The following is a 23,164-nucleotide window of genomic DNA, read 5'->3' as shown; positions in this document are numbered from 1 at the left end:
TCAAATTGATAAATCGAAGTTTGGCAAATTACTTCTGAAGCCAGCGTGCCGCATCTTTAGCATGATAAGTAATGATCAGGTCTGCCCCCGCACGCTTCATACCTGTCAGCATTTCCAGAACTGTATTGCGTTCATCCACCCAGCCATTCTGTGCGGCAGCCTTGACCATTGAGTATTCTCCGCTGACATTATAGATGACAACCGGCAGATTGAAAGAATTTTTCACATCGCGGACAATATCAAGATATGGCATACCAGGCTTAACAATCAGGAAGTCGGCTCCTTCAGCAACATCAGACTCAGCCTCTCTTAATGCTTCAAGACGATTTGCTGGATCCATTTGATATGTTTTGCGGTCTCCAAATTGCGGGGTGCTTTCTGCTGCCTCCCGGAACGGACCATAAAAAGCAGAGGAGTACTTAACAGCATAGGACATGACCGGAATGTCACTGTAACCAGCCTCGTCCAGGCCAGCACGAATGGCTGCAACAAAACCATCCATCATATTTGAAGGAGCAATAATGTCCGCTCCTGCTTCAGCCTGGGCGACCGCGGTTTTTGCCAGGAGTTCAAGTGACGGATCATTCAACACATTTCCGTTTTCTACAACGCCGCAATGACCGTGGCTTGTGTACTCGCAAAGGCAGGTATCAGCAATCACTATCACCTCGGGGTAGCTTTCCTTTATGTAACGGATACCCTGCTGGACAACACCATGGTCATGAAAAGCCTGGGTACCGCATTCGTCTTTTTCGCTAGGAATACCAAACAGGAGCACAGATTTGATGCCTAGTTCGGTTACTTCATCCATTTCCGTTTTTAACTGGTCAATCGAAAGCTGAAAGATTCCAGGCATTGAAGAAATTTCTTTGCGTATGCCCTTGCCTTCTGCAATAAAAATCGGGTAAATCAAATCTTCTGTGTGAAGATGGTTCTCTCTTACAAGCGCTCTCATATTGGCGCTGCTTCTCAGTCGGCGATGGCGTGAAAATACAATTTCCTTCATTGTTTTCCCTCCTGTTTCTGGGATATGCCAAGGAACTTGACAATCCCTTTCAGCATTTCCTCAACAGTATATTTTTCCGGACAAACATGTACATGCAACCCATGTTCTTCCGCTTTTCTTTTTGATACTGGCCCAATGCAGGCAATGACGCATCCACAAATGCAGTCTTCAAGCTCCTTTTCCTTCACAACCTCCATAAAATGGCTGATGGTGGACGGACTGGTGAAAGCAAGGACATCAAGCTTTCTGCTGTCAAGCATGAATGCAAGCCGTTCTTTGCTCTCTTCGGGCAAATATGTTTCATAAATAATCAGTTCTTCCACACTAGCGCCATTCATCCTCAACGATGAAGCAATATGCTCCCTTGCTAGATTCCCTTTTGGAATAAGTACCTTCATTCCATCAGTGACGCGGGGAAGAAACTCCTGGACAAATTCCTCTGCCACATACTTTTCCGGCATGAAATCTGTATGTATCCCGTGGTGCTCAAGAGCTTCTCTCGTTTTCTCGCCTATCGCGGCAGTCTTTGGGAATCGGCCTGCTCCCTTATATAATGAAAAAAACGAATCAACTGTAACATTGCTCGTAAAGATAATCCAGTCATATTGATGCAGTTCATCTATCATATCATGAATCTCTTCGGATGCAGGAACAGGCCTGAAAGCTAGCAGAGGGATTTCGGCCGGAATCCCTCCATGCTTTTTCACCAGCTCCGAGAAGGACCTGGCATGGCCCTTCCCCCTGGGAATCAATACCTGTTTATTTTGCAGCGGAAGAGCAGGATTCATTCTTTATCAAGCTCCTGTTTCACCTTGTCAATCAATCTTTTTGCACCAAGGCTTATAAGCTTTTCAGCGGCCTGTACCCCAAGCTGTTCAGGGTCTGTTCCTGTCACTCTCTCTTTGTAAATCTCTTTTCCATCAGGTGAACCCACTAGGACAGACAGGACAATTTCCTCTTGTTCATTTACGCTCGCATAGCCGGCAATCGGAACCTGGCATCCGCCCTCCATTACATCAAGGAAAGCGCGTTCTGCACGAACAGCAAGGGATGTTTCTTTGCTAGTGAATTTTCCTAGCCACTCCAGAAGTTCTTCGTCACTGCCGCGGCACTCAATAGAAAGCGCTCCCTGTCCTACTGCAGGTACACACAGTTCCGGTTCAATGAATTCTGTTACCACATCGCTTGCCCAGCCGAGGCGCTTAAGCCCTGCAGCTGCCAGGACAATCGCATCATATTCTCCGGATTCAAGCTTTCCAATCCGCGTATCGATATTTCCCCTAATCCATTTGATGTCGAGGTCAGGGCGCGCAGCAAGCAGCTGTGCACTGCGGCGCAGGCTGCTCGTCCCAACGACAGCACCTTCCTTCAATGCGTTCAAGCCGGCTCCGTCCCTTGAAATTAGGACATCGCGATGGTCTTCACGCGCAGGAATACTTCCAATCACAAGACCGTCAGGAAGGGCAGCCGGCATGTCTTTCATGCTGTGGACAGCCATGTCGATTTCCTTATCGAGCATAGCTTGCTCAATCTCTTTTACGAACAGCCCTTTTCCGCCCACTTTGGATAGAGTGACATCAAGAATTCTGTCCCCTTTTGTTAAAATTTCCCGCACTTCGAATTCAAATGGGGCCCCAAGTTCCTTTAGTTGGCTGATGACCCAGTTTGTCTGTGTTAAAGCTAATTTGCTCCTTCTTGAACCAACAATAATCTTTCGCATAGCTGCCTCCTTGTCACATATACCAGAAATGGAATGATGATAGCTTGCCAAACAGGAAAAAGTTAATCAGGACAATTAAAAAGGATGCTGTATTCCAGAGTGCAAGCGTTTTTCCATGAAAACCTCTGGCTACGCGCAAATATAAATAAATGCTGTAAAAAGCAAGAACCACAAAAGAACCTATGATTTTTAAATCATACCATTCCATCCCAGGTACCTTAATCCAGGCCCAGCGAAGGCCCAGAATCAGGCTCAGGACCAGCATCGGGACACCGACCGCATTCAAAAGGTAAGATACTTGCTCCAGTTTCGAAAGATCCGAAATACGCCAAAGCCTCTCCCCCCACTTTTTCCGCTTAAGCAAATCGTACTGTACGAAGTAAAGAAGGGAGCATACAAACGAAAGCGAGAATGCTCCGTATGATAGTATGGCCATTGTAATATGAATTAAGAGTAGCTCTGAAACAAGCCTCTCACTCATAACATCCGATGCAAAATACCCCGGGGCAAATGTATGGATTGCCATAATGATAAATCCAAGAATATTTGTAAAAAAAACAATGAAATCCACTTTCAGCAAACTGTTGATAATCAGTGACAGCGTGATGAGGACCCAGGCATAAAAATATAGCCCCTCAAAGAGAGAAAGCACCGGGAATCTCCCCGTTTCAATCATATAAAAAAACAGAAACACTGTTTGTAGACCCCATACAAATGCAAGTAACCAGAAGGCTGTTTGATTTGCCTTCCGGTTACTGTTGAGGAAATCAATAAAATACAATAGGACGCTTGCAGCATAGATGACGATCGTCAGTTCATGCATGCGGGTAATGTATAACTCTGACATGGCCAGAACCTCTCTATCGTTGAAAAGAAACCAGAGGCGATGCAACAGCAGCCTGATTTGTCTCGGCAGATTTCAGTTCTTTTTGTTCCGCAACGATTTCTTCGATATTGAAAATCTTGACAAAAAGATCAAGTGCCTCATGTGCGTCCGGGCGGGCTGCCAATTCTTTTGCCTGAAGGATCGGATCCTTCAGCATTTGGTTGATAATACTTTTCGTATGCTTATTCAGGACTTTGATATCCCGTTCCGACATGTTAGTCAATTTCCGCTCAAGGCTGTTCATCGTTTCCTCCTGGATTCGAAGTGCTTTAACGCGGAGGGCCGAAATGACAGGAACGACACCAAGTGTATTGAGCCATTGTTTAAACAAGACCATTTCTTCTTCCGCCATGAGCATAATCCGCGCTGCGGCTTTCTGGCGCTCCTTCAAATTTGCTTCGACAATGCCTTCCAAATCATCTATGTCGTAAAGGAATACATTTTCACAATGAACAATCTCAGGGTCAAGGTCACGAGGGACTGCAATATCCACCATAAAAAGCGGCTTGCCTTTCCTGAGCTTTTCGACCGAGTCAATCATGTCCTTTGTGATGACATAGCCTTCTGCACCCGTGGAACTAATCAGGATATCACATTCAACAAGCGCGCACTGAAGTTCCTTTAAAGTTTTGGCAGTTCCAGCAAAACGGCTTGCAAGGTCTTCCGCTTTCTTGAAAGTACGGTTGATGACAGTTACCTTTTTTGCTCCGTTCGAATGCAGATTTTGGATTGCAAGCTCACCCATTTTTCCCGCACCAAGAACGAGTATGTGCTTGCTTTCAAGAGAACCGAAAATTTTCCTGGCCAGCTCTACAGCTGCGTAGCTGACAGAAACAGCATTTGCCCCAATATCAGTTTCGGAATGGGCGCGTTTGGCAAGTGTGATTGCCTGTTTGAAAAGATGGTTGAATACTGTTCCAGTCGTTTTGGCCTCCTGCCCAAGCAAAAAGCTTGAACGGACCTGGCCAAGAATCTGGGTTTCCCCAAGGATCATACTGTTCAATCCGCATGAAACTTTAAAGAGGTGTTCCACCGCTCCATCGTGCTCGTAAATAAAAAGGAAAGGAGAAAATTCCCCCTGATCCAGTCCGAACCATTCAGCCAAAAATTCTTTAATATAGTAGCGGCCGGTATGCAGCTGGTCGACAACTGCAAATATTTCCGTACGGTTACAAGTCGATAGTATAACGTTCTCAAGGATGCTCTTCTTTTTTTGCAGCGTCTGCATCGCATCCGCGAGGCTTGCCTGGTTAAATGTCAGTTTTTCACGGATTTCGACAGGGGCTGTTTTATAATTTAGACCGACAACGATTACATGCATATTGAAATGACACCCCCAAAAAATATTCCACAAATCGTTAAACTCATTATAACACGCACCATTTTTCACTTTTTGAACAAATTGTGAACAACTTAAGAACTGTAAAAATCCCCAAATTAGCCAAATCCAGCCATGACAATCGCTTTCGTCGGCGTTTACAGAAGGTGCTGATTTATAGTTAAATAGTAAAGTGGATATTAAATTTCGACAAATACTCCCATAAGTACAGTATCAAAATACTCAAGGTAATTCAAGTATGCCTTACTGGAAGTGGTGAAAAATGAAAAATCAACGAATTTTCCCCGGAGTGATTCTGATTGGGTTCGGAATTTATTTTTACTTACAGCAGGAAAATATAGAATTTTTCCAGGATTTCCACTCCTGGCCGACGCTTATGGCAATAGTGGGAATTGCTTTTTTGGTGCAGGGCTACTGGGGCAAGGATTATGACTCCATTCTGCCAGGGGCGATCTTTCTAGGGCTTGGAGTTCATTTCCATATCGCCGGGCGCCTTGAAATATGGCCGGGACATCTTGGAGCTTTCATTTTAATCATCGCTTTGGGCTTCCTGCTCCGGTACCAGAAGACAGGAACAGGATTAATCCACGGTATTCTATTCCTTGCACTTGCTGCGCTGCTCCTTTTTTATGGCAAGATGTCCGCGATGCCGTTCATGCTTAAACCAGGGATTGCTTCATTGTGGCAATTTTGGCCGGCAATCCTAATTCTAGCGGGCGTATTCCTGCTGCTTGTGAAGAAGAAAAAATAAATAACCGGCTTTCGCCGGTTATTTATTTTTTCATATAGCTTTGCAGAACTGACCAGGCTTTATCCTTACCTTCCCCTGTTTCGGATGAGAAAAGGATGATGGTATCTTCCGGATCGAGTTCAAGTGTTTCCTTTGTTACTTTTAAATGCTTTTGCCATTTCGACTTTGAAATCTTATCAGCCTTTGTCGCAATAATGATAACTGGAATATCGAAATGCTTAAGGAAATTGTACATCATCACATCATCTGCACTCGGTGGATGCCTCAAGTCAACGATGAGCAGAACGGCTTTTAGCTGCTCCCTGCTGGTGATATAAGTTTCAATCATTTTCCCCCAGGCTTCCCGCTCTTTCTTTGAAACCTTCGCATACCCGTATCCCGGGACATCGACAAAATGGAGGTCTTCATTAATCAAGTAAAAATTCAGCGTCTGGGTCTTTCCTGGCTTGGAAGATGTTCTCGCAAGGCTTTTCCTGTTAAGCATTTTATTGATGAAAGACGACTTCCCTACGTTTGATCTGCCGGCAAGGGCGAATTCCGGCAATGCCGTTTCCGGGTATTGGCTTGGCCTTACAGCACTGATTACTATCTCTGCTTTTGTTACTTTCATGTATTATTTGTCTCCCTCATTAAGGGCATGCTTAAGGACTTCATCCACATGGGATACTGTCACGAACTGCAGTTCTTTACGGACACTCTCAGGAATATCATCAATATCCTTTTCATTGTCCTTTGGCAGGATGATTTTTTTCAGACCTGCCCTGTGCGCGCTTAATGTTTTTTCCTTGAGCCCGCCTATTGGCAGGACCCTGCCTCTCAGCGTTATTTCCCCAGTCATGCCAACCTCCCGGTGAATCGGCCTTCCTGTCAGCGCAGAAACGAGTGCTGTTGCAATCGTGATACCTGCTGACGGACCATCTTTTGGAGTGGCTCCTTCGGGAACATGGATATGAACATCAAGCTTTTCATGGAAGTCCTCGTCAATGCCCAGCTCTTTTGTTTTGGAACGTACATAGCTGAATGCCGCCTGAGCGGATTCCTTCATAACGTCACCAAGCTTTCCTGTAAGGACAAGCTTCCCTTTTCCAGGGGACAAGGATACTTCTATCTGCAATGTATCCCCGCCTACTGTCGTATAGGCAAGTCCTGTCGCTACGCCAACCTGGTCCTGCAATTCAGCCTGTCCATACCTGTACTTCTTTTTCCCCAAAAACTCTTCAAGGTTATTTTCATTTACAACCACTCGTTTTTTAGAGCCGGATACAATAATTTTCGCTGTTTTACGGCAGATGGCAGCGAGCTGGCGTTCAAGCGAACGGACCCCTGCTTCTCTTGTATGGTAGCGAATGATCATTTGAAAAGCATCGTCTCGGATTTGAAGCTGTGATTTTGAAAGTCCATGCTCCCTGATCTGGCGCGGAAGCAAATGGTCTTTACCGATATTCAGCTTTTCAAGTTCTGTATAGCCTGCAATTGTGATGATTTCCATACGGTCAAGCAAAGGCCCCGGTACGGTGCCAAGGTTGTTTGCTGTAGCAATGAACATGACCTTAGATAAATCGTATGGCTCTTCAATATAGTGATCGCTGAAGTTATGATTTTGTTCAGGATCTAGAACCTCCAGCATTGCAGCAGAAGGGTCGCCTCTGAAATCGCTGGACATTTTATCAATTTCATCAAGAAGGAAGACAGGATTAATGGTAGTCGCCTTTTTCATTCCTTGAATGATTCTGCCCGGCATAGCTCCGACGTAAGTCCGCCTGTGCCCGCGTATTTCTGACTCATCACGGACTCCCCCTAGAGAAACCCTGACAAAATTCCGGTTAAGAGATTTGGCAATCGAGCGGGCCAGACTTGTCTTTCCGACACCCGGAGGTCCCGCAAGGCAAAGAATGGGGCCCTTTAGAGAATTAGTCAGCTGTTGGACGGCAAGATACTCTAGTACCCGTTCTTTTACTTTTTCCAGCCCATAGTGATCATCATTTAATATACGCCCGGCTTTATTGATATCCAGGTCATCGTCTGTCGATTTTGTCCATGGAATAGCGACAAGCCATTCAATATAATTGCGGATGACAGCACTTTCCGCAGAAGTGGAAGGTACCTTCTCATAGCGGTCAAGCTCCTTCATTGCGGTTTCCTTTACATTTTCCGGCATTCCGGAAAGCTCAATTTTATCCGCTAGTTCCTTGATCTCGCCAGTCTTGCCTTCCTTTTCCCCGAGCTCTTTCTGGATGGCCTTCAGCTGTTCACGGAGATAATATTCTTTTTGTGTCCTTTCCATCGAGCGCTTTACACGCTGTCCAATCTTTTTCTCAAGATTGAGGACCTCTTTTTCATTATGAATGATCTCAATGATTTTATTTAATCTTTCTTTAAGATCAAGCGTCTCAAGGATTTCCTGCTTTTCCTTCAGCTTTAGCGGAAGGTGGGAGGCAACGATATCGGCCATCCTTCCCGGTTCCTCGATATCTGCAACTGATGCGTATGTTTCTGCTGAAATCTTCTTCGACATTTTTATGTACTGCTCAAAGTATTCAAGCATTGTCCGCATTAAAGCTTCATCTTCGACATCCTTAGATTCGCGGTCCTCATATGTTTTAAGACTTGCAGAAAAGTTCTCCTCCCCTTCGTGGAAGTGGATGATTTCTGCCCTTTTTAATCCTTCAACAAGAACACGAATCGTACCGTTAGGAAGCTTAAGCATCTGCTTCACCTTTGTCAGTGTTCCCATCTGGTAAAGGTCTTCGGCTGCTGGTTCATCTATTGAAATGTCTTTTTGGGTCGTCAGAAAAATAAGGTGGTCATCCACCATTGCTTTCTCAAGAGCCTGTACTGATTTTTCGCGGCCAACATCCAAATGCAGGACCATTGTCGGATAGACCAAAAGACCACGCAGAGGAAGCAGTGGAACGGTTAGCTCATTTTGGTTTGCCATGCAATTGCACCTCCACATGCAATGTATTGCTTACTTTGTTCAATTCTATCGTATTTGGCTCCTAGTGTCTAATTCAAGCGGGGTTCGATTAGGCTTGTATGGATGGCCAGGAATTCAAATGGAAAAGCCCCGGAGTTTTTCTAACCGGGGCGTCCGCAGCTAAACGCTTTCTTTTTTAGGCAGCTCGGGTGCTGCGGTAATAATTTGCTCCCTAGATTGCTGTTCTCTTACCAGCGCGAGTTCAAAAACTTCATCCAGGTGGGTGACGGGAACTATCTCAATTCCTTTTATTTCCTGCAGAATAGTCTGCTCGTTTTCCTTTGGAATGATGACTTTTTTTGCTCCTGCCTTCAAAGCAGCCTTGACTTTTGGGTAGACACCGCCAATCGGTTTCACATTTCCATGGATGCTAATTTCTCCTGTCATGGCAACAGTATGGTCTGTCGGAATCTTATAGATTGCCGAGTATATTCCAGTAGCCATTGCAATGCCTGCTGAAGGGCCGTCAATTGGAATGCCGCCTGGGAAATTCACGTGAATATCAAATTCGTCTGCAGGTACGCCCATTGAGCGAAGCACAGTGATCACATTTTCGATGGATCCCCTCGCCATGCTTTTTCTCCTGACTGATTTCCCCTGGCTTCCAATACTTTCCTCCTCGACAATGCCTGTTATGTTGATTGATCCTTTTTCCTTCGCAGGAATCACAGTTACTTCAATCTCAAGCAAAGCTCCTGAATTGGGGCCATGGACAGCAAGACCATTGACAAGGCCTATCGCTGACTCTTCATTGATTTTACGTTCCATCCTTGGTGTTAACTGGCTTGAGTGGACAACCCACTCAATTTCTTCTTCCTTGATGTAATCACGATCATCAGAAATGGCAAGACCTGCGGCAATCTGAACCATATTAACCGCTTCACGCCCATTCCGGGCATATGACGCTAGAATGTTTATCGCTGAATCGCTCATGGACAAGTTTACTTTCTCTGCTGCGTTTTTTGCCACTGCTGATATTTCTTCAGCCGTCAGCTCCCGGAAAAACACCTCCATACATCTGGAACGGATAGCAGGGGGAATCTCGCTTGGCGTTCTTGTTGTTGCCCCGACAAGCCGAAAGTCTGCCGGAAGGCCATTTTTGAAAATATCGTGAATGTGGCTTGGAATCTGGGCATTTTCTTCACTATAGTAGGCGCTTTCAAGAAATACTTTTCTGTCTTCAAGCACTTTAAGCAGTTTGTTCATCTGGATGGAGTGCAGTTCACCGATTTCATCGATAAACAGTACGCCTCCATGGGCGTTTGTTACCGCACCTTGCTTAGGCTGCGGAATGCCAGCCTGTCCCATTGCCCCGGCCCCCTGATAAATTGGGTCATGGACAGAGCCAATCAATGGATCAGCAATTCCTCTTTCATCAAAGCGGGCTGTTGTTGCATCGAGCTCCACAAACACCGAATTACCTTTGAAAGGGGACTTTGCATTAGACTTAGCTTCCTCAAGTACAAGCCTTGCAGCAGCTGTTTTGCCTACACCCGGCGGCCCATAAATGATAACGTGCTGGGGATTGGGCCCGCATAATGCTGCCTTCAAAGCTTTTATTCCATCCTCCTGGCCAACGATATCCTTAAAGCTTGAAGGACGGACTTTCTCAGAGAGCGGTTCGCTGAGCGATATCGATCTCATTTTTTTCAGCTGTTCCATTTCCTTCCTTGATTCACGGTCTATTGAAACTTTCTGTGTGCGCTGATTTTTTAGCAGGTTCCAGAAATACAGCCCGATCACAATTCCGAAAAAAAGCTGTATAAATAAGGCTATTCCCGTCCAACTCAATGATTTTCCCTCCTGCGATTCATACTTTTTATATATCCTAGTATCCCCCTCTACCAGTTGGAATAAACAAGATTTGCCGCCAAAATTGAAACGAAGCAGGATACGTAAATACAAATAAACCCGGTATCATTCGATACCGGGTTTATTTTCATATAAAATGCTAAGTTTTAGGCAGAAGTTTTGCGCTCTTCTTTCACAACTGTTCCATCAGCAAGAACAAGCTTTGGCGGATTGTTGTTTTCAACAGCTTCACCCGTTATGATGCACTTGATAATATCATCCCTTGAAGGAAGGTCATACATTACATCAAGCATGATTCCTTCAATGATGGAACGAAGACCCCGGGCACCCGTTTTTCGTTCGATTGCACGCTTGGCTATTTCATGCAGGGCCGCTTCTTCAAACTCAAGCTCAACATTGTCGAGTTCAAGCATTTTTTGATACTGCTTCACAAGAGCATTCTTTGGCTTTGTCAAAATCTCAACCAATGCTTCTTCATCAAGCATCGCAAGGCTGGCAATAACCGGAAGACGTCCGATGAATTCCGGAATGAGCCCGAACTTGAGCAAGTCTTCTGGAAGGACTTTGGATAGAAGCTCTTTTTGGCTTATTTCCTGCTGCTTCACATCCGAACCAAATCCGATTACTTTTTGGCCCAAGCGGCGCTTGATGATGGTTTCAATTCCATCGAATGCCCCGCCGCATATGAACAGGATGTTTGTTGTATCAATTTGGATAAATTCTTGATGAGGGTGTTTTCTTCCTCCCTGCGGCGGTACGCTTGCTACCGTGCCTTCAAGGATTTTGAGCAGAGCCTGCTGAACTCCCTCACCTGAAACATCTCTTGTAATGGAGGGGTTTTCGGATTTTCTGGCAATCTTGTCAATCTCATCAATATAAATAATCCCTTTTTCTGCTTTCTCCACATCGTAATCTGCAGATTGGATCAGTTTAAGGAGAATGTTTTCAACATCCTCACCCACATAACCTGCCTCAGTCAGCGAAGTCGCATCAGCAATGGCGAAAGGCACATTCAGGATTCGGGCCAGTGTTTGAGCCAAAAGCGTTTTACCGCTTCCTGTTGGTCCAATCATGGCAATATTGCTCTTTGAAAGTTCAACTTCATCAATCTTGCTGTTAGAGTTGATACGCTTATAATGGTTGTAAACAGCGACAGACAGGTTTTTCTTTGCTTGATCCTGTCCAATTACATATTCATCGAGAATATCCCGGATTTCCTTCGGCTTCGGAACATCCTTAAATTCAACTTCTTCCTCAGTGCCAAGCTCTTCCTCTACGATCTCTGTACATAATTCGATGCACTCATCACATATATATACACCTGGCCCGGCAACAAGCTTACGGACTTGATCCTGGGTCTTGCCGCAGAAAGAACATTTCAGTTGTCCTTTTTCATCATTAAATTTGAACATTTTTTCACCCCTTGAGAGCTTCTAAGCGATATATTAAGCTGCGAATCAGTAGCAGGTAAACGGTTTGATTTCTGGGTTACCACCATTGGTAGAACAGGTATGTATTGCATTGTATCACATATTGGCAATGAACAGGAAATAATAACTCTTGGCTTTTCAAAAGTTTTATGCTACATGATTCGCTAAAAATATGTACCCAATCAGCATAACCACAAATCTTGAAATTAAATCCGCTTATCCGCATTTACCAGTTAAAAAACATGACGTATCTCATGATAATCATCCATTTAATACTTATGTATAAATTGTACAAAACAAGGCACGATTACATCGCGCCTTGTCCTGTATAGGTTGTTACTTATATTATGCTACAGTTTTGCTGTTTTCCACAAGGAATTCGACTGCTTTGCGAAGCTTAAGGTCGCCTTTGATTCCTTCAAGGCTGCCAAGAGCAGCTTTGATGTCGTCAATAGCCATATTGTACATTTCCGCCATTTTTTCAAGCTCAGCATTTACGTCTTCATCGGTTGCTTCAAGGCCTTCTGCTGCAGCGATTGCCTCAAGAGTAAGGTTTGAACGAACACGGATAGCGGCTTCTTCTTGCATTTGTCCGCGAAGGGCTGCTTCATCCTGGCCTGAGAACTGGAAGTACAGCTCAAGGTTCATGCCCTGCATTTGCAGGCGCTGTTCAAATTCTTTGACCATGCGGTCGATTTCGCTCTCAACCATTACTTCTGGAACATCGATTTCTGCATTTTCAGCAGCTTTTTCGACAACTGTATTTTGTACATGGTGTTCTTTTTGGTGCTCCTTGTCAGCTGCAATGCGGTTTTTGATTTTTTCTTTCAGAGCATCCAAAGTTTCAACTTCTTCGTCCGCATCCTTTGCGAATTCATCATCCAATTCAGGAAGTTCTTTCGCTTTGATTTCATGCAATTTAATTTTAAATACTGCTGGCTTGCCTGCAAGCTCTGCAGCATGATATTCTTCAGGGAAATTCACTTCAACATCTTTTTCTTCTCCGGCAGCAAGTCCTACTACCTGCTCTTCGAAGCCAGGGATGAAAGAACCTGATCCAAGTTCTAATGAATAGTTCTCAGCTTTTCCGCCTTCGAATGCTTCACCGTCAACAAAACCTTCGAAATCGATGACAACAGTGTCGCCGTCCTCAGCTTTGCCATCTTCTTTCACAACAAGCTCAGCGTTCTTTTCTTGAAGAGATTTCAACTCAGCCTCTACTTCTTCGTCAGCAACAGCTGTTTCGAAAGCTTCCACTTCAAGACCTTTGTATTCTCCAAGCTTGACTTCAGGCTTAACAGTAACTGTAGCTTTAACAATCATGCTTTTGCCTTTTTCAATTTGTTCTACATCGATTTCCGGGCGGTCGACCGGCTCGATGCCAGTTTCTTCAATAGCACTTGCATATGCTTCAGGAAGCAGGACATCGACAGCATCCTGGTAAAGAGCTTCTATGCCAAAACGCTTTTCAAAAAGGGCACGTGGCATTTTACCTTTTCTGAATCCAGGTACATTAATATTTTTCACAACTTTCTTAAATGCAGCGTCAATACCTTCTTTGACTTTTTCTGCTTCGACTTCAATTGTGAGAACGCCTTGGTTCCCTTCAAGTTTTTCCCATTTTGCAGACATACTATTCCCTCCAACAATCTATTATCATGTTCATTCACAATGAATATGTCTTGTCACACAAGCAATATTCCAGTTCAAATGTAAATAGAATGATTTTTACATAATACAACCACTACATTATAACACAGGTTCCATTTCTTTCAACAGCCTGTACTATATTATCGGGGAAGAAATTTCTTCTGCCTTCCGGATGAATTCAAGGGCGGAGGCTGCTTCAGGCAGGGATACTCCATACTGCCGCGCATAGTCTTCTATAGCCCCTTCATTGCCATGATAGATATTTCCAAGATAATGGCATGCTGCTGCCCATGCAGCGGGATTCACAGGTTCTGGATCGAAAGGATATAGAAGGAAGAAACTTCTTTCAGCAAGCCCTCTTATATTGTCATACAGTACCGGGTTATCATTTTCAAGCTTCTCCGCAAGAATCTCCCCGACAGCGACAAGCTTTTCCGTTTCTCTTGGATCCGCGCACTCAGCAGGCACAAATGAATCTGTCATGCCAAACTTCTCCACTCTCAGTTCTTTTCCATACTCCTGCTCCTTTAGGATGTTCAGGAGCAGTGTTTTCTGGAAAGGATTGGCCCCCCCAGAAGATAGATATCCCCTTATTTCTTCTATATAAGGGCGTACATTTTCCTTTGAAAGCCTTGCAATAATTTGCAACAGCTCCCCAGGGTCCTCCTTATCAAGCAGGCCGAGCTGCTCTCCGGAGATTTCCGGCTGTACAGTATCGAGGCTGCTTGCCGAATCTTTTGTCTCTGCCATTCGCCGGCTGAAATCCAGGAGGCGCGAAAAGTGCTCAAGCTTTTCCTTCGGAACCTCTCTTTCTTCCAGCAAGGCCTCGATTGTAGCAACAACTTCTTCGTATTCATTTAGCTGGACAAGGACCATGATATAAAGGTCCATTGTTTCGATGTAATCCCCAATTCCTCCTTTGAGCATTTCAAAAGCAAGCTGCTTCGCTTCACGCGCATGCCCGCTTTCAAAGTAGGCCATGACAAGCCCGATATAAATCTCGCTATTTTCAGGATCCATTTCCCTAGCCTGTTCAAGCAGGGAGGCTGCTTCCCCATATTTTTTGTCATGCAGGCAGTGGAGCCCTTTTTCTAAGAGCCTGCTCTCCAGACCCGGGAAAGGAATGACATTTTTACTGTCTGGATTATGTTTTTCCATGCTTAAAACCGCCTTCATCCAATCTGATGAAGTTAGTTTAGCACGAAAGACCAAAAAAACAAAAGATTCACAGTGAAGCAGTGAATCTCACATATCATGAGATAACTTCAACAAACAAAAAATCGCCAGCTGACAAGGCTGAAGCAGCCAGTCAGCGGCGATTCATTTGAATTGCAGTAAACATTCTACCGAGAAACCGCTTCGAACTTCTTAATATCATCCTCGAGCTGCATTGTGAGCGCAATTTCATCAAGCCCATTCATAAGCATCATTCTCCAGTGAGGGTGAATGTCAAAAGAGAATAGAATATTCCCTTCACTTTTTACTGTTTTTTCTTCCAGCGAGACTGTCAGCATGCATGGCTGCTGCTTCGTTTTTTTAAACAGTCTCCTTACATGGAATTGATCTGTTGCTATGGGCAATACCCCATTCTTCAGGCAGTTCTGGTAAAATATATCGGCAAATGACGGAGCGATAATTACCTTAAATCCGTAATCCTGCAATGCCCAGGGCGCATGCTCCCTTGACGAACCGCAGCCAAAGTTCTCATTGGCCACAAGAATGGAAGCTCCCTCATTTTCAGGCAGATTCAATTCGAACTTAGGGTCTGGGCTGCCATCCTTCAGAAAACGCCAGTCGTAAAATAAAAATTGGCCAAACCCCGTCTTTTCTATTCTTTTCAGAAACTGCTTCGGAATGATTTGGTCCGTGTCCACATTCACTCTATCCATGCCAACGGCTTTTCCTGTAAAAACATTTATTCCTGACATCTTTCCTTCTCTCCTTTCAGCCAGCAGCTATGAAATCGTCTGGGCAGCAAGCTCCCTGACATCGACAAAGCCCCCGCAAACTGCAGCTGCCGCCGCCATAGCTGGACTGACCAGATGGGTCCTTGCACCTGCCCCTTGGCGACCTTCAAAGTTTCGGTTCGAGGTGGATGCGCAATGTTCTCCTGCAGGCACAATATCCGCATTCATGCTGAGGCACATGCTGCAGCCCGAGTCACGCCATTCAAAACCCGCTTGGAGGAAAACCTGATCCAGACCTTCTAGTTCCGCCTGCTTTTTTACGGATTGGGAACCTGGGACGACAATAGCTTCCACACCATCATGAACTTTCCTGCCCCTGACAATTTCTGCAGCCGTTCGCAAATCTTCTATTCTTGAATTGGTACATGAACCAATGAAGACTTTTTGGACCCGAATGTCCCTCATCCGCTGGCCCTCCTGCAAACCCATATAGCTCAAAGCCCGTTCGACCGCTCTTTTCTCAGTCTCCCCTTCAACATCTTCAAGAAAAGGTACTTTTCCGGTTACAGGTGCTGTCATGGAAGGATTTGTCCCCCAGCTGACCATTGGAGCGATATGGCTGCCAGCAATGAGGATTTCCTTGTCATACACGGCGTTATCATCCGAGTTAAGTTCCTTCCATCGATTCTCCTCGGAAGCAAATCCCTCTTCCTTTGGCGCATATCGGCGTCCCTTAAGATATGAAAATGTTATTTCGTCAGGAGCAACAAGGCCCGCTTTTGCGCCTCCTTCAATCGACATATTGCAAAGAGTCATCCTTTCTTCCATGCTCATCTTTCGGACAGCTTCACCGCAGAATTCAATCACATGGCCGCTGCCAAAATTGACACCGTATTGCGAAAGGACGTACAGAATCACATCTTTTGCTCCTACTCCCAGCTGGAGTTCACCGTCAATCTGGATCTTTAAGGTTTTCGGTTTCGTCTGCCACAAAGTCTGGGTGGCCAAAACATGCTCCACTTCGCTTGTACCGATTCCAAACGCAAGGGCACCAAACGCGCCATGGGTCGAGGTATGGCTATCGCCGCAAACGATCGTCATTCCAGGTTGCGTCAATCCGAGCTCAGGGCCGATAACATGAACGATACCCTGATCAGGGCTATGGATATCAGCCAGTTCAACCCCAAATTCTTGGCAATTCATTCTTAATGTATCCATCTGCAGCCCCGCTACCGGATCTTCTATCCGGTAACGGTCGGTTGTAGGAACATTATGGTCCATCGTGGCAAAAGTCAGGTTAGGCCTTCTGACACTCCTATTCTTCATCCTTAGTCCGGAAAAAGCCTGCGGAGAGGTCACTTCATGTACGAGATGAAGATCAATGTACAATAAATCCGGCTTGCCGTCCTCTCTATGGACGATATGTTTTTCCCATATTTTCTCTATAATTGTCTTTCCCATCTTCCGCTCTCCTCCCCAACTCAAGCATAAGCCCCCATAATATTTAAGATAGCTTCGTTATCGAGGATGGTCGCTTTAATTTCTTCAATCATTTCGGCAGTACCGATTGGCCTGCGGCCGAACGGAACAATGTCCACAGTCCTGCATCCTGCATCCAGTACTTGTTTGACAGCATTCTCGATTGCCTTCGCTTCTTCCTCCATCCCGAAAGAAATCCGAAGCATCATCGCAGCTGAAAGAATCATGGCAATAGGGTTGGCAGTGTCTTTTCCTTCAATATCCGGAGCAGAGCCGTGAATCGGCTCGTAAAGGTAAGGACCGTTTTCCGAAAGGCTGGCAGACGGCAGCATGCCTAGTGATCCAGTCAGCACGGATGCTTCATCGCTAAGGATATCGCCGAACATATTTTCCGTTACAATTACATCAAACTGGCGCGGTGCTTTGATCATCTGCATGGCTGCATTATCGACCAACATATGTTCGAGTTTCACATGCGGAAACTCCCGGCCAATTTCTTCTGCTGTTTCCCTCCACATTCGGCTTGATTCCAATACATTCGCCTTATCCACTGAGGTCACTTTCCCTCTTCTCTTTTCAGCAAGCCTGAAGGCCAGACGGATGACCCTATCCATCTCTTCCTTCTTATAGAATAGTGTGTCGACAACGGAGTCCTCTCCATTCTTCCTTGACCTCCCGCTTGGCTTACCGAAATATAGGCCGCCAGTCAGTTCCCGGACAACGAGCATATCCGCTCCTTCAATCACTTCCTTCCGTAGGGGAGAAGTTTCTGAAATGCTTGAATAGTAATGGACCGGCCTTAAATTAGCGTATAAGTTCAACTCTTTCCTGATTCCAAGCAAACCTTTCTCCGGGCGTAAATGTCCTGGAAGATGATCCCACTTTGGCCCTCCGACAGCTCCAAGCAGGACGGCATCGCTTTTTCGGCAGATTTCAACTGTTTCCTGCGGAAGCGGAGTACCCGAGGCTTGAATAGCAGAGCCTCCAATGCCGGCAAAAGTAAAAGAAAATTGGTGTCCAAAGCGCTCTCCTACTGCCTGTAAAACGCTAACTGCACCCTTTGCCACTTCTCTACCGATTCCGTCCCCCGGCAAAACTGCAATTTTCTTATTCATTGCCTTCCCCTCCATATTTTTATTGGTATACCTTTGCTGTAGTGTTTTCCTTCATATATATCACACGGTTTACCGCATTGAGATAAGCTTTTGCTGAAGCTTCAAGCACATCCTGGGCGAGTCCTCTTCCACTCGTTTCCATCTCCGCATAACGGAGTTTCACATACACCTGGGCAAGAGCATCTCGCCCCGCTCCCACCGACTGGATCCGGTAATCAAGGAGATTGATAGTCCCATCAATACACTTTTCAAGCGTATTATAGAGTGCTTCAATGCTTCCGGCTCCTGTGGATGCCTCCTGAATCACCTGATTGATACAGCCAGTAAGAGTCACTGTTGCAGTTGGAACCTGGTTCGTTCCGTACTGCACCTGGATAGAGGATAACTCATAGAACTGCTGCTCTTTCGACAGGCTTTCTTCAAGAATGATCGCAGCCAAATCCTCGTCGGTCATTTCTTTTTTCCTGTCTGCAAGTTCCTTAAAGATTGCGAAGAGCCTGCTGATGTCTTCATCCGGGACGTTCAGGCCAAGCTCATTCAGCCTGTTCTTGAATGCATGCCGTCCCGAATGTTTGCCAAGCACCATTGAATTGTTCCGGTATCCGACCAGTTCTGGCGAAATGATCTCATAAGTAGTTTTCTCTTTCAGCACACCATCCTGGTGGATCCCCGATTCATGGGCAAAGGCATTTCTACCGACGATTGCCTTATTGGCCGGGACTGTCAATCCAGTAAGTTTGCTTACAAGACTGCTGGTTCGGCTGATTTCCTTCAGGTTCATCCCAGTAGATGCCTGAAAATGATCTTTTCTGATATGAAGAGCTACAGCTAATTCTTCAAGTGCCGCATTGCCTGCACGTTCGCCAATACCATTAATCGTCCCTTCCACCTGACTGGCGCCATTTTGAATCCCCGCAAGTGTATTAGAAATGGCCAGCCCAAGATCATCATGGCAGTGTGTGGATAATTCGACTTTCCCTATAGATGGAACGTTCCGGTGTAAATATTGAAAAATCGCTCCATATTCTTCTGGCGTGATATATCCAACCGTATCAGGAATGTTAATCACCTTTGCTCCTGCCGCAATCACTTCTTCAACGATTTCAGCCAGGAAAGGCAATTCTGTCCGGCAGGCATCCTCTGCTGACCATTGGATGACAGGGAACCTTTCCGCCGCATATTTGACCGCATTGACAGCTGTCTCGATGACTTCCTCTTTTGTCTGCTTCAATTTATATTTCCTATGGATCGGCGAGGTTGCAATGAAGATATGGAGCCTTGGCTCCTCCCCTCCTTTTAATGCCTCCCAGGCACGGTCAATATCAGAAATGACCGCCCTTGCAAGACCTGTAACTGAGCATCCTTTTATTGTGTCTGATAATTCCTTTACCGAGGCAAAATCCCCTTTTGATGCAGCAGGGAAACCCGCCTCAATAATATCAACTCCAAGCCTCTCAAGCTGCCTGGCTATTTCAAGCTTTTCGGAATGGTTAAGATTGACGCCGGCTGATTGTTCCCCGTCACGAAGCGTTGTATCGAATATTTTAATTCTGCGCACTTGCAGCCACTGCTTTCTTTTTTTCCTGATTGACGAAAGGCATCATTTTGCGGAGCTCTCTTCCGACTTTCTCGATTTCATGCTCTTTTTCCCTTTCATTGATCGAATTGAAAACTGGACGGTTCGCCTGATTCTCAAGGATCCATCCTTTGGCGAATTTACCTTCCTGGATATCCTTCAAAACAGCTTTCATTTCTTCCTTCACCTTCTCGTCAACAACGCGCGGCCCGCTGACAAAGTCTCCCCATTGTGCTGTATCGGAGATGGAATAGCGCATTCCTTCAAGTCCGCCTTCATACATCAGGTCAACAATCAATTTCAGCTCATGCAGGCACTCAAAGTATGCGAGCTCCGGCTGGTAGCCTGCTTCTGTAAGAGTTTCAAAACCCGCTTTAACGAGAGAAGTAAGACCTCCGCATAAGACTGCCTGCTCCCCGAACAGATCTGTTTCAGTTTCTTCTTTGAAGGTCGTCTCGAGCGCTCCTGCCCTTAATGATCCAATCCCTTTAGCATAAGCAAGCGCCAGCTCCCTTGCTTCTCCAGTCACATTCTGATAGATGGCGAACAACGCCGGTACACCCGCCCCCTCGGTATATGTTCTCCGAACGAGATGGCCAGGCCCTTTTGGTGCTACAAGCAGGACATCGCACTCTTTTGGCGGAGCAATCTGGCTGAAATGGACGTTAAATCCATGAGCAAACATCAATGCCTGGCCTGTAAGATTTGGGGCAATTTCATTCTTATAGACAGCTGGCTGCATTTCATCAGGCAACAGGATCATTACGACATCCGACTGGGCTGTTGCCTCAGCTACCGGATAAACCTTAAATCCGTCCTGTGATGCTTTCTGCCATGACTTGCCTTCGCGCAATCCAATGACTACGTCAACTCCGCTGTCGCGCAGGTTTTGTGCATGTGCGTGGCCCTGGGATCCATAGCCGATTACCGCTACTTTTTTTCCATTTAGATAACTTTCGTTTGCATCTCCGTTATAGTACATTTTCGCCATTTGTAATCTCTCCCTTTATGTTTGTTTTTTAGACTAATGAACAAGATTTTGTCTGTCCGGGCCGCTGGCTGCTCCGCGGGAACGCTGTCGTTCCCGTCCTTGCCAGCTCTTTAATGCCATAAGGCCTGACAAGTTCGATAAAAGCCTCCACCTTTTCGGTTTCTCCGGTAATCTGAATAATCATGCTTTCTTTGCCAATATCAATGACAGAGGCCCTAAATGGCTCGATCAGCGACTGGATTTCATTTCTGTTGTTGGGCTGGGCAGCAACCTTAACCAAGGCAAGTTCCCGGGCTACGATCGCCTGGTCGCTGATGTCTGTCACTTTCAGCACATCAATTTGTTTGTTGAGCTGTTTGCTGATTTGTTCAATCACCCTGTCGTTTTCAACATGGACAACACAGGTAATCCTTGAAACTCCCGCTTGTTCCGCATGCCCCACTGAAATACTTTCAATATTGTAGTCCCTTTTCGAGAACAGATTTGTGATCCTGTTCAGGACGCCGGGCCGATTCAGGACTGTCAGAGTAATGGTTCGCTTCATTTTTTAACACCTTCCATCTCGTGCAGCCCTTTGCCGGGAGCAATCATTGGGTATACATTCTCCGAGGCGTCAATCCTGAAATCGAGAAGCACTGGTTCTCTGTTATTCAGCACATCCTCAAGCACTTCCCCGGCTTCTGTCTCAGAATGGACTTCATATCCTTTGATCCCATATGCCTCCGCAAGTTTGATAAATGAAGGCTGTGAGGGCATCCTGCTATGTGAATATCTTTCTTTGTAAAATATTTCTTGCCATTGCCTTACCATTCCGAGCGAATGATTATTGAATATTGCGATTTTTATCGGCAGATTCATTTCTGCAATGACAGAAAGCTCCTGGGCGGACATTTGGAAACCCGCATCTCCAACAACCGCGATAACGCAGGCATCCGGTTCTGCAAGCTGGGCGCCGATACTGGCAGGAACACCAAAGCCCATTGTGCCGAGCCCGCCGGATGTAACCCACCGGCCTGGGGCACTCATCGAGTAATGCTGCGCTGCCCACATTTGATGCTGGCCTACATCTGTGACAACAATGGCTTCTCCTTTTGATTTTTCGTGGAGCATCTGCATCAGACGCTGAGGTTTGATTGGCGATTCCACGTCTTCATGCCAGTATGGATATTCGAGTTTCCAACTATCAAGTTTAGCCATCCACTCTACATGCCGAGGAGGTTTTCCTCCCTGTTTAACAAGAAGCTTGAGCGCCTCCTTTGCATCTCCAACAATCGGAATGCTAGTTGTGACGTTTTTTCCGATTTCTGCTGGATCAATATCAATATGGGCAACGGCAGCTTTTTGGGCAAAATGCTTGAGGTTCCCGGTGAGCCTGTCGTCGAATCTTGCACCAATATTAATCAGTAAATCGCATTCGTAAAGGGCCATATTTGCTGCATAGCATCCGTGCATGCCTCCCATTCCGAGGAAAAGCGGATGGTCTGCCGGAAAACCGCCAAGACCTAACAGTGTATGGACAACCGGAAGATTCTGCTGTTCGGCAAACACCTTTAATTCTTCCGCTGCGTTTGAGTGCATAATTCCAGCACCTGCAAGAATCACGGGTTTTTTCGAAGAGCTGATTGCTTCAGTTAATTTTCGGATTTGCAGGTAATTGGGTTCTATCGTTGGCTGGTATCCAGGAAGCGAGATTTCTGGTTCGTCCGGTCTTGCCGTCTTTGCCGCTGCAATGTCTTTGGGAAAATCGATCAGTACTGGCCCTGGCCGGCCTGTTGTTGCAATATGGAAGGCTTCTTTTATAATTTTTGGAATGTCTTCAATCCTCCGGACCTGAAAATTATATTTCGTGATGGGGGTCGTAATCCCGAGAATGTCGGCTTCCTGGAAGGCATCCGTTCCAATCACTCCTGTTGCCACCTGGCCAGTGAATACAACAAGCGGAAGGGAATCCATCATGGCATCCGCTAGCCCAGTCACTATATTCGTGGCCCCTGGCCCAGAAGTCGCAATCACAACTCCGGCTTTTCCGCTGACCCTCGCATATCCTTCAGCAGCATGTATTCCTCCCTGCTCATGCCTCGGCAGGACATGAAGGATATTGCAGTCATAAATGCTGTCGTAAATCGGCAATACTGCACCACCGGGATATCCGAAAATTACTTCCACGTTTTCCTTTTTCAGCGCCTCGATCAACAAGTCAGCCCCGCTTACCGGGCTGCTTTCAGCTTTTACTTCTGTAAAAGCAGCTTCCTGCAACATTCATACTGCCTCCCAACTTTTTTTAAATCTGCCGTTAGCCTTTTGTAATGGGTTGTTGGAACGCGGCCTCCGGCTTTCTTATTCAATAATAAAAAGCCTGTTTCACCCCCCAAAATGCCTGCTTATAGGCAAGGGATGAAACAGGCTTTGCTCCTGTTCCACGGTACCACCCTCATTCGCACAGGGAAATCCTGCGCGCACTCGTGGACTGTGAAAGTCCGGTTTGGTAACGGGTGGCCAGCACCCGTCCGCCTTTACTCGAATAT

19 protein-coding genes and 1 other annotated feature (1 of these 20 running past the window's edge) are annotated in these 23,164 nt (G+C 45.8%); of the genes, 1 reads left to right on the top strand and 18 read right to left on the bottom strand.

All coding sequences use genetic code 11. The features are described from left to right. Positions 1 to 28 precede the first annotated feature (28 nt). From hemB to hemA, 5 genes are read right to left on the bottom strand one after another with little or no spacing between them, the layout of a single operon-like run. Entirely contained in the window at positions 29 to 1,006 is a 978-nt protein-coding gene (gene hemB / locus D1970_RS17235) for a porphobilinogen synthase (protein ID WP_119114100.1), read from the bottom strand. Next, positions 1,003 to 1,794, bottom strand: a complete 792-nt coding sequence (locus tag D1970_RS17230) for a uroporphyrinogen-III synthase (RefSeq protein ID WP_119114099.1) — start codon at positions 1,792 to 1,794, stop codon at positions 1,003 to 1,005. Before D1970_RS17230 ends, hemB begins: the two co-directional genes overlap by 4 nt. Then, complete coding sequence (gene hemC, locus D1970_RS17225; protein ID WP_119114098.1) at positions 1,791 to 2,726, bottom strand: hydroxymethylbilane synthase; 936 nt, start codon at positions 2,724 to 2,726, stop codon at positions 1,791 to 1,793. The genes D1970_RS17230 and hemC overlap by 4 nt, the downstream gene beginning before the upstream one ends. A 13-nt stretch (positions 2,727 to 2,739) precedes the next feature. After that, positions 2,740 to 3,573 carry a cytochrome C assembly family protein gene (locus D1970_RS17220; RefSeq protein WP_119114097.1) on the bottom strand — a complete coding sequence of 278 codons (834 nt, stop codon included), beginning with the start codon at positions 3,571 to 3,573 and terminating at the stop codon, positions 2,740 to 2,742. Positions 3,574 to 3,586: 13 nt separating this feature from the next. Continuing rightward, complete coding sequence (gene hemA, locus D1970_RS17215; RefSeq protein WP_119114096.1) at positions 3,587 to 4,933, bottom strand: glutamyl-tRNA reductase; 1,347 nt, start codon at positions 4,931 to 4,933, stop codon at positions 3,587 to 3,589. Between the two features lie 280 nt (positions 4,934 to 5,213). Here hemA and D1970_RS17210 point away from each other — a divergent pair, with 280 nt between their 5' ends. Next, positions 5,214 to 5,702, top strand: coding sequence for a LiaI-LiaF-like domain-containing protein (locus D1970_RS17210; RefSeq protein ID WP_119114095.1), 489 nt, complete (start codon positions 5,214 to 5,216; stop codon positions 5,700 to 5,702). Positions 5,703 to 5,724: 22 nt separating this feature from the next. Here the strand turns inward: D1970_RS17210 and yihA are convergent, their stop codons facing one another. The 13 genes from yihA to ilvB all read right to left on the bottom strand — a co-directional run bounded on the left by yihA (position 5,725) and on the right by ilvB (position 22,898). Further along, positions 5,725 to 6,312 (bottom strand): ribosome biogenesis GTP-binding protein YihA/YsxC, encoded by a 588-nt coding sequence (gene yihA, locus D1970_RS17205; RefSeq protein ID WP_119114094.1) that lies wholly within the window; start codon positions 6,310 to 6,312, stop codon positions 5,725 to 5,727. Between the two features lie 3 nt (positions 6,313 to 6,315). Next, on the bottom strand, positions 6,316 to 8,640 hold the full coding sequence (gene lon / locus D1970_RS17200; protein WP_119114093.1) for an endopeptidase La: 2,325 nt from the start codon (positions 8,638 to 8,640) through the stop codon (positions 6,316 to 6,318). A gap of 159 nt (positions 8,641 to 8,799) precedes the next feature. Then, positions 8,800 to 10,470 (bottom strand): ATP-dependent protease LonB, encoded by a 1,671-nt coding sequence (gene lonB / locus D1970_RS17195; RefSeq protein ID WP_119114092.1) that lies wholly within the window; start codon positions 10,468 to 10,470, stop codon positions 8,800 to 8,802. A 167-nt stretch (positions 10,471 to 10,637) separates the two neighbouring features. Then, on the bottom strand, positions 10,638 to 11,903 hold the full coding sequence (clpX, locus tag D1970_RS17190; RefSeq protein WP_119114091.1) for an ATP-dependent protease ATP-binding subunit ClpX: 1,266 nt from the start codon (positions 11,901 to 11,903) through the stop codon (positions 10,638 to 10,640). A 363-nt stretch (positions 11,904 to 12,266) separates the two neighbouring features. Continuing rightward, on the bottom strand, positions 12,267 to 13,553 hold the full coding sequence (gene tig / locus D1970_RS17185; protein WP_119114090.1) for a trigger factor: 1,287 nt from the start codon (positions 13,551 to 13,553) through the stop codon (positions 12,267 to 12,269). A gap of 153 nt (positions 13,554 to 13,706) precedes the next feature. Next, entirely contained in the window at positions 13,707 to 14,729 is a 1,023-nt protein-coding gene (locus tag D1970_RS17180) for a tetratricopeptide repeat protein (protein ID WP_119114089.1), read from the bottom strand. Positions 14,730 to 14,914: 185 nt separating this feature from the next. After that, on the bottom strand, positions 14,915 to 15,499 hold the full coding sequence (gene leuD, locus D1970_RS17175; protein WP_119114088.1) for a 3-isopropylmalate dehydratase small subunit: 585 nt from the start codon (positions 15,497 to 15,499) through the stop codon (positions 14,915 to 14,917). Between the two features lie 27 nt (positions 15,500 to 15,526). Beyond that, positions 15,527 to 16,939 carry a 3-isopropylmalate dehydratase large subunit gene (leuC, locus tag D1970_RS17170; RefSeq protein ID WP_119114087.1) on the bottom strand — a complete coding sequence of 471 codons (1,413 nt, stop codon included), beginning with the start codon at positions 16,937 to 16,939 and terminating at the stop codon, positions 15,527 to 15,529. 20 nt (positions 16,940 to 16,959) lie between these two features. Further along, positions 16,960 to 18,072: a 3-isopropylmalate dehydrogenase gene (leuB, locus tag D1970_RS17165; RefSeq protein ID WP_119114086.1), complete on the bottom strand. Its 1,113-nt coding sequence runs from the start codon at positions 18,070 to 18,072 to the stop codon at positions 16,960 to 16,962. A gap of 19 nt (positions 18,073 to 18,091) precedes the next feature. After that, positions 18,092 to 19,630: a 2-isopropylmalate synthase gene (locus tag D1970_RS17160; protein WP_119114085.1), complete on the bottom strand. Its 1,539-nt coding sequence runs from the start codon at positions 19,628 to 19,630 to the stop codon at positions 18,092 to 18,094. Next, complete coding sequence (ilvC, locus tag D1970_RS17155) at positions 19,617 to 20,639, bottom strand: ketol-acid reductoisomerase (protein WP_119114084.1); 1,023 nt, start codon at positions 20,637 to 20,639, stop codon at positions 19,617 to 19,619. The genes D1970_RS17160 and ilvC overlap by 14 nt, the downstream gene beginning before the upstream one ends. A gap of 28 nt (positions 20,640 to 20,667) precedes the next feature. After that, complete coding sequence (gene ilvN / locus D1970_RS17150; protein WP_119114083.1) at positions 20,668 to 21,183, bottom strand: acetolactate synthase small subunit; 516 nt, start codon at positions 21,181 to 21,183, stop codon at positions 20,668 to 20,670. Next, the gene (gene ilvB, locus D1970_RS17145; RefSeq protein WP_119114082.1) at positions 21,180 to 22,898 is read right to left on the bottom strand and encodes an acetolactate synthase large subunit; all 1,719 of its coding nucleotides are present in this window, start codon (positions 22,896 to 22,898) and stop codon (positions 21,180 to 21,182) included. Before ilvB ends, ilvN begins: the two co-directional genes overlap by 4 nt. Before the next feature lie 128 nt (positions 22,899 to 23,026). Further along, positions 23,027 to 23,164 (bottom strand) — a binding site (T-box leader) (it continues 119 nt past the right edge of the window).

Source organism: Mesobacillus zeae (assembly GCF_003570705.1).
GTDB lineage: Bacteria > Bacillota > Bacilli > Bacillales > Cytobacillaceae > Mesobacillus_C > Mesobacillus_C zeae.
Note: the sequence above shows the minus strand (reverse complement) of the source record. Positions and strands in the feature narration are given on the sequence as shown.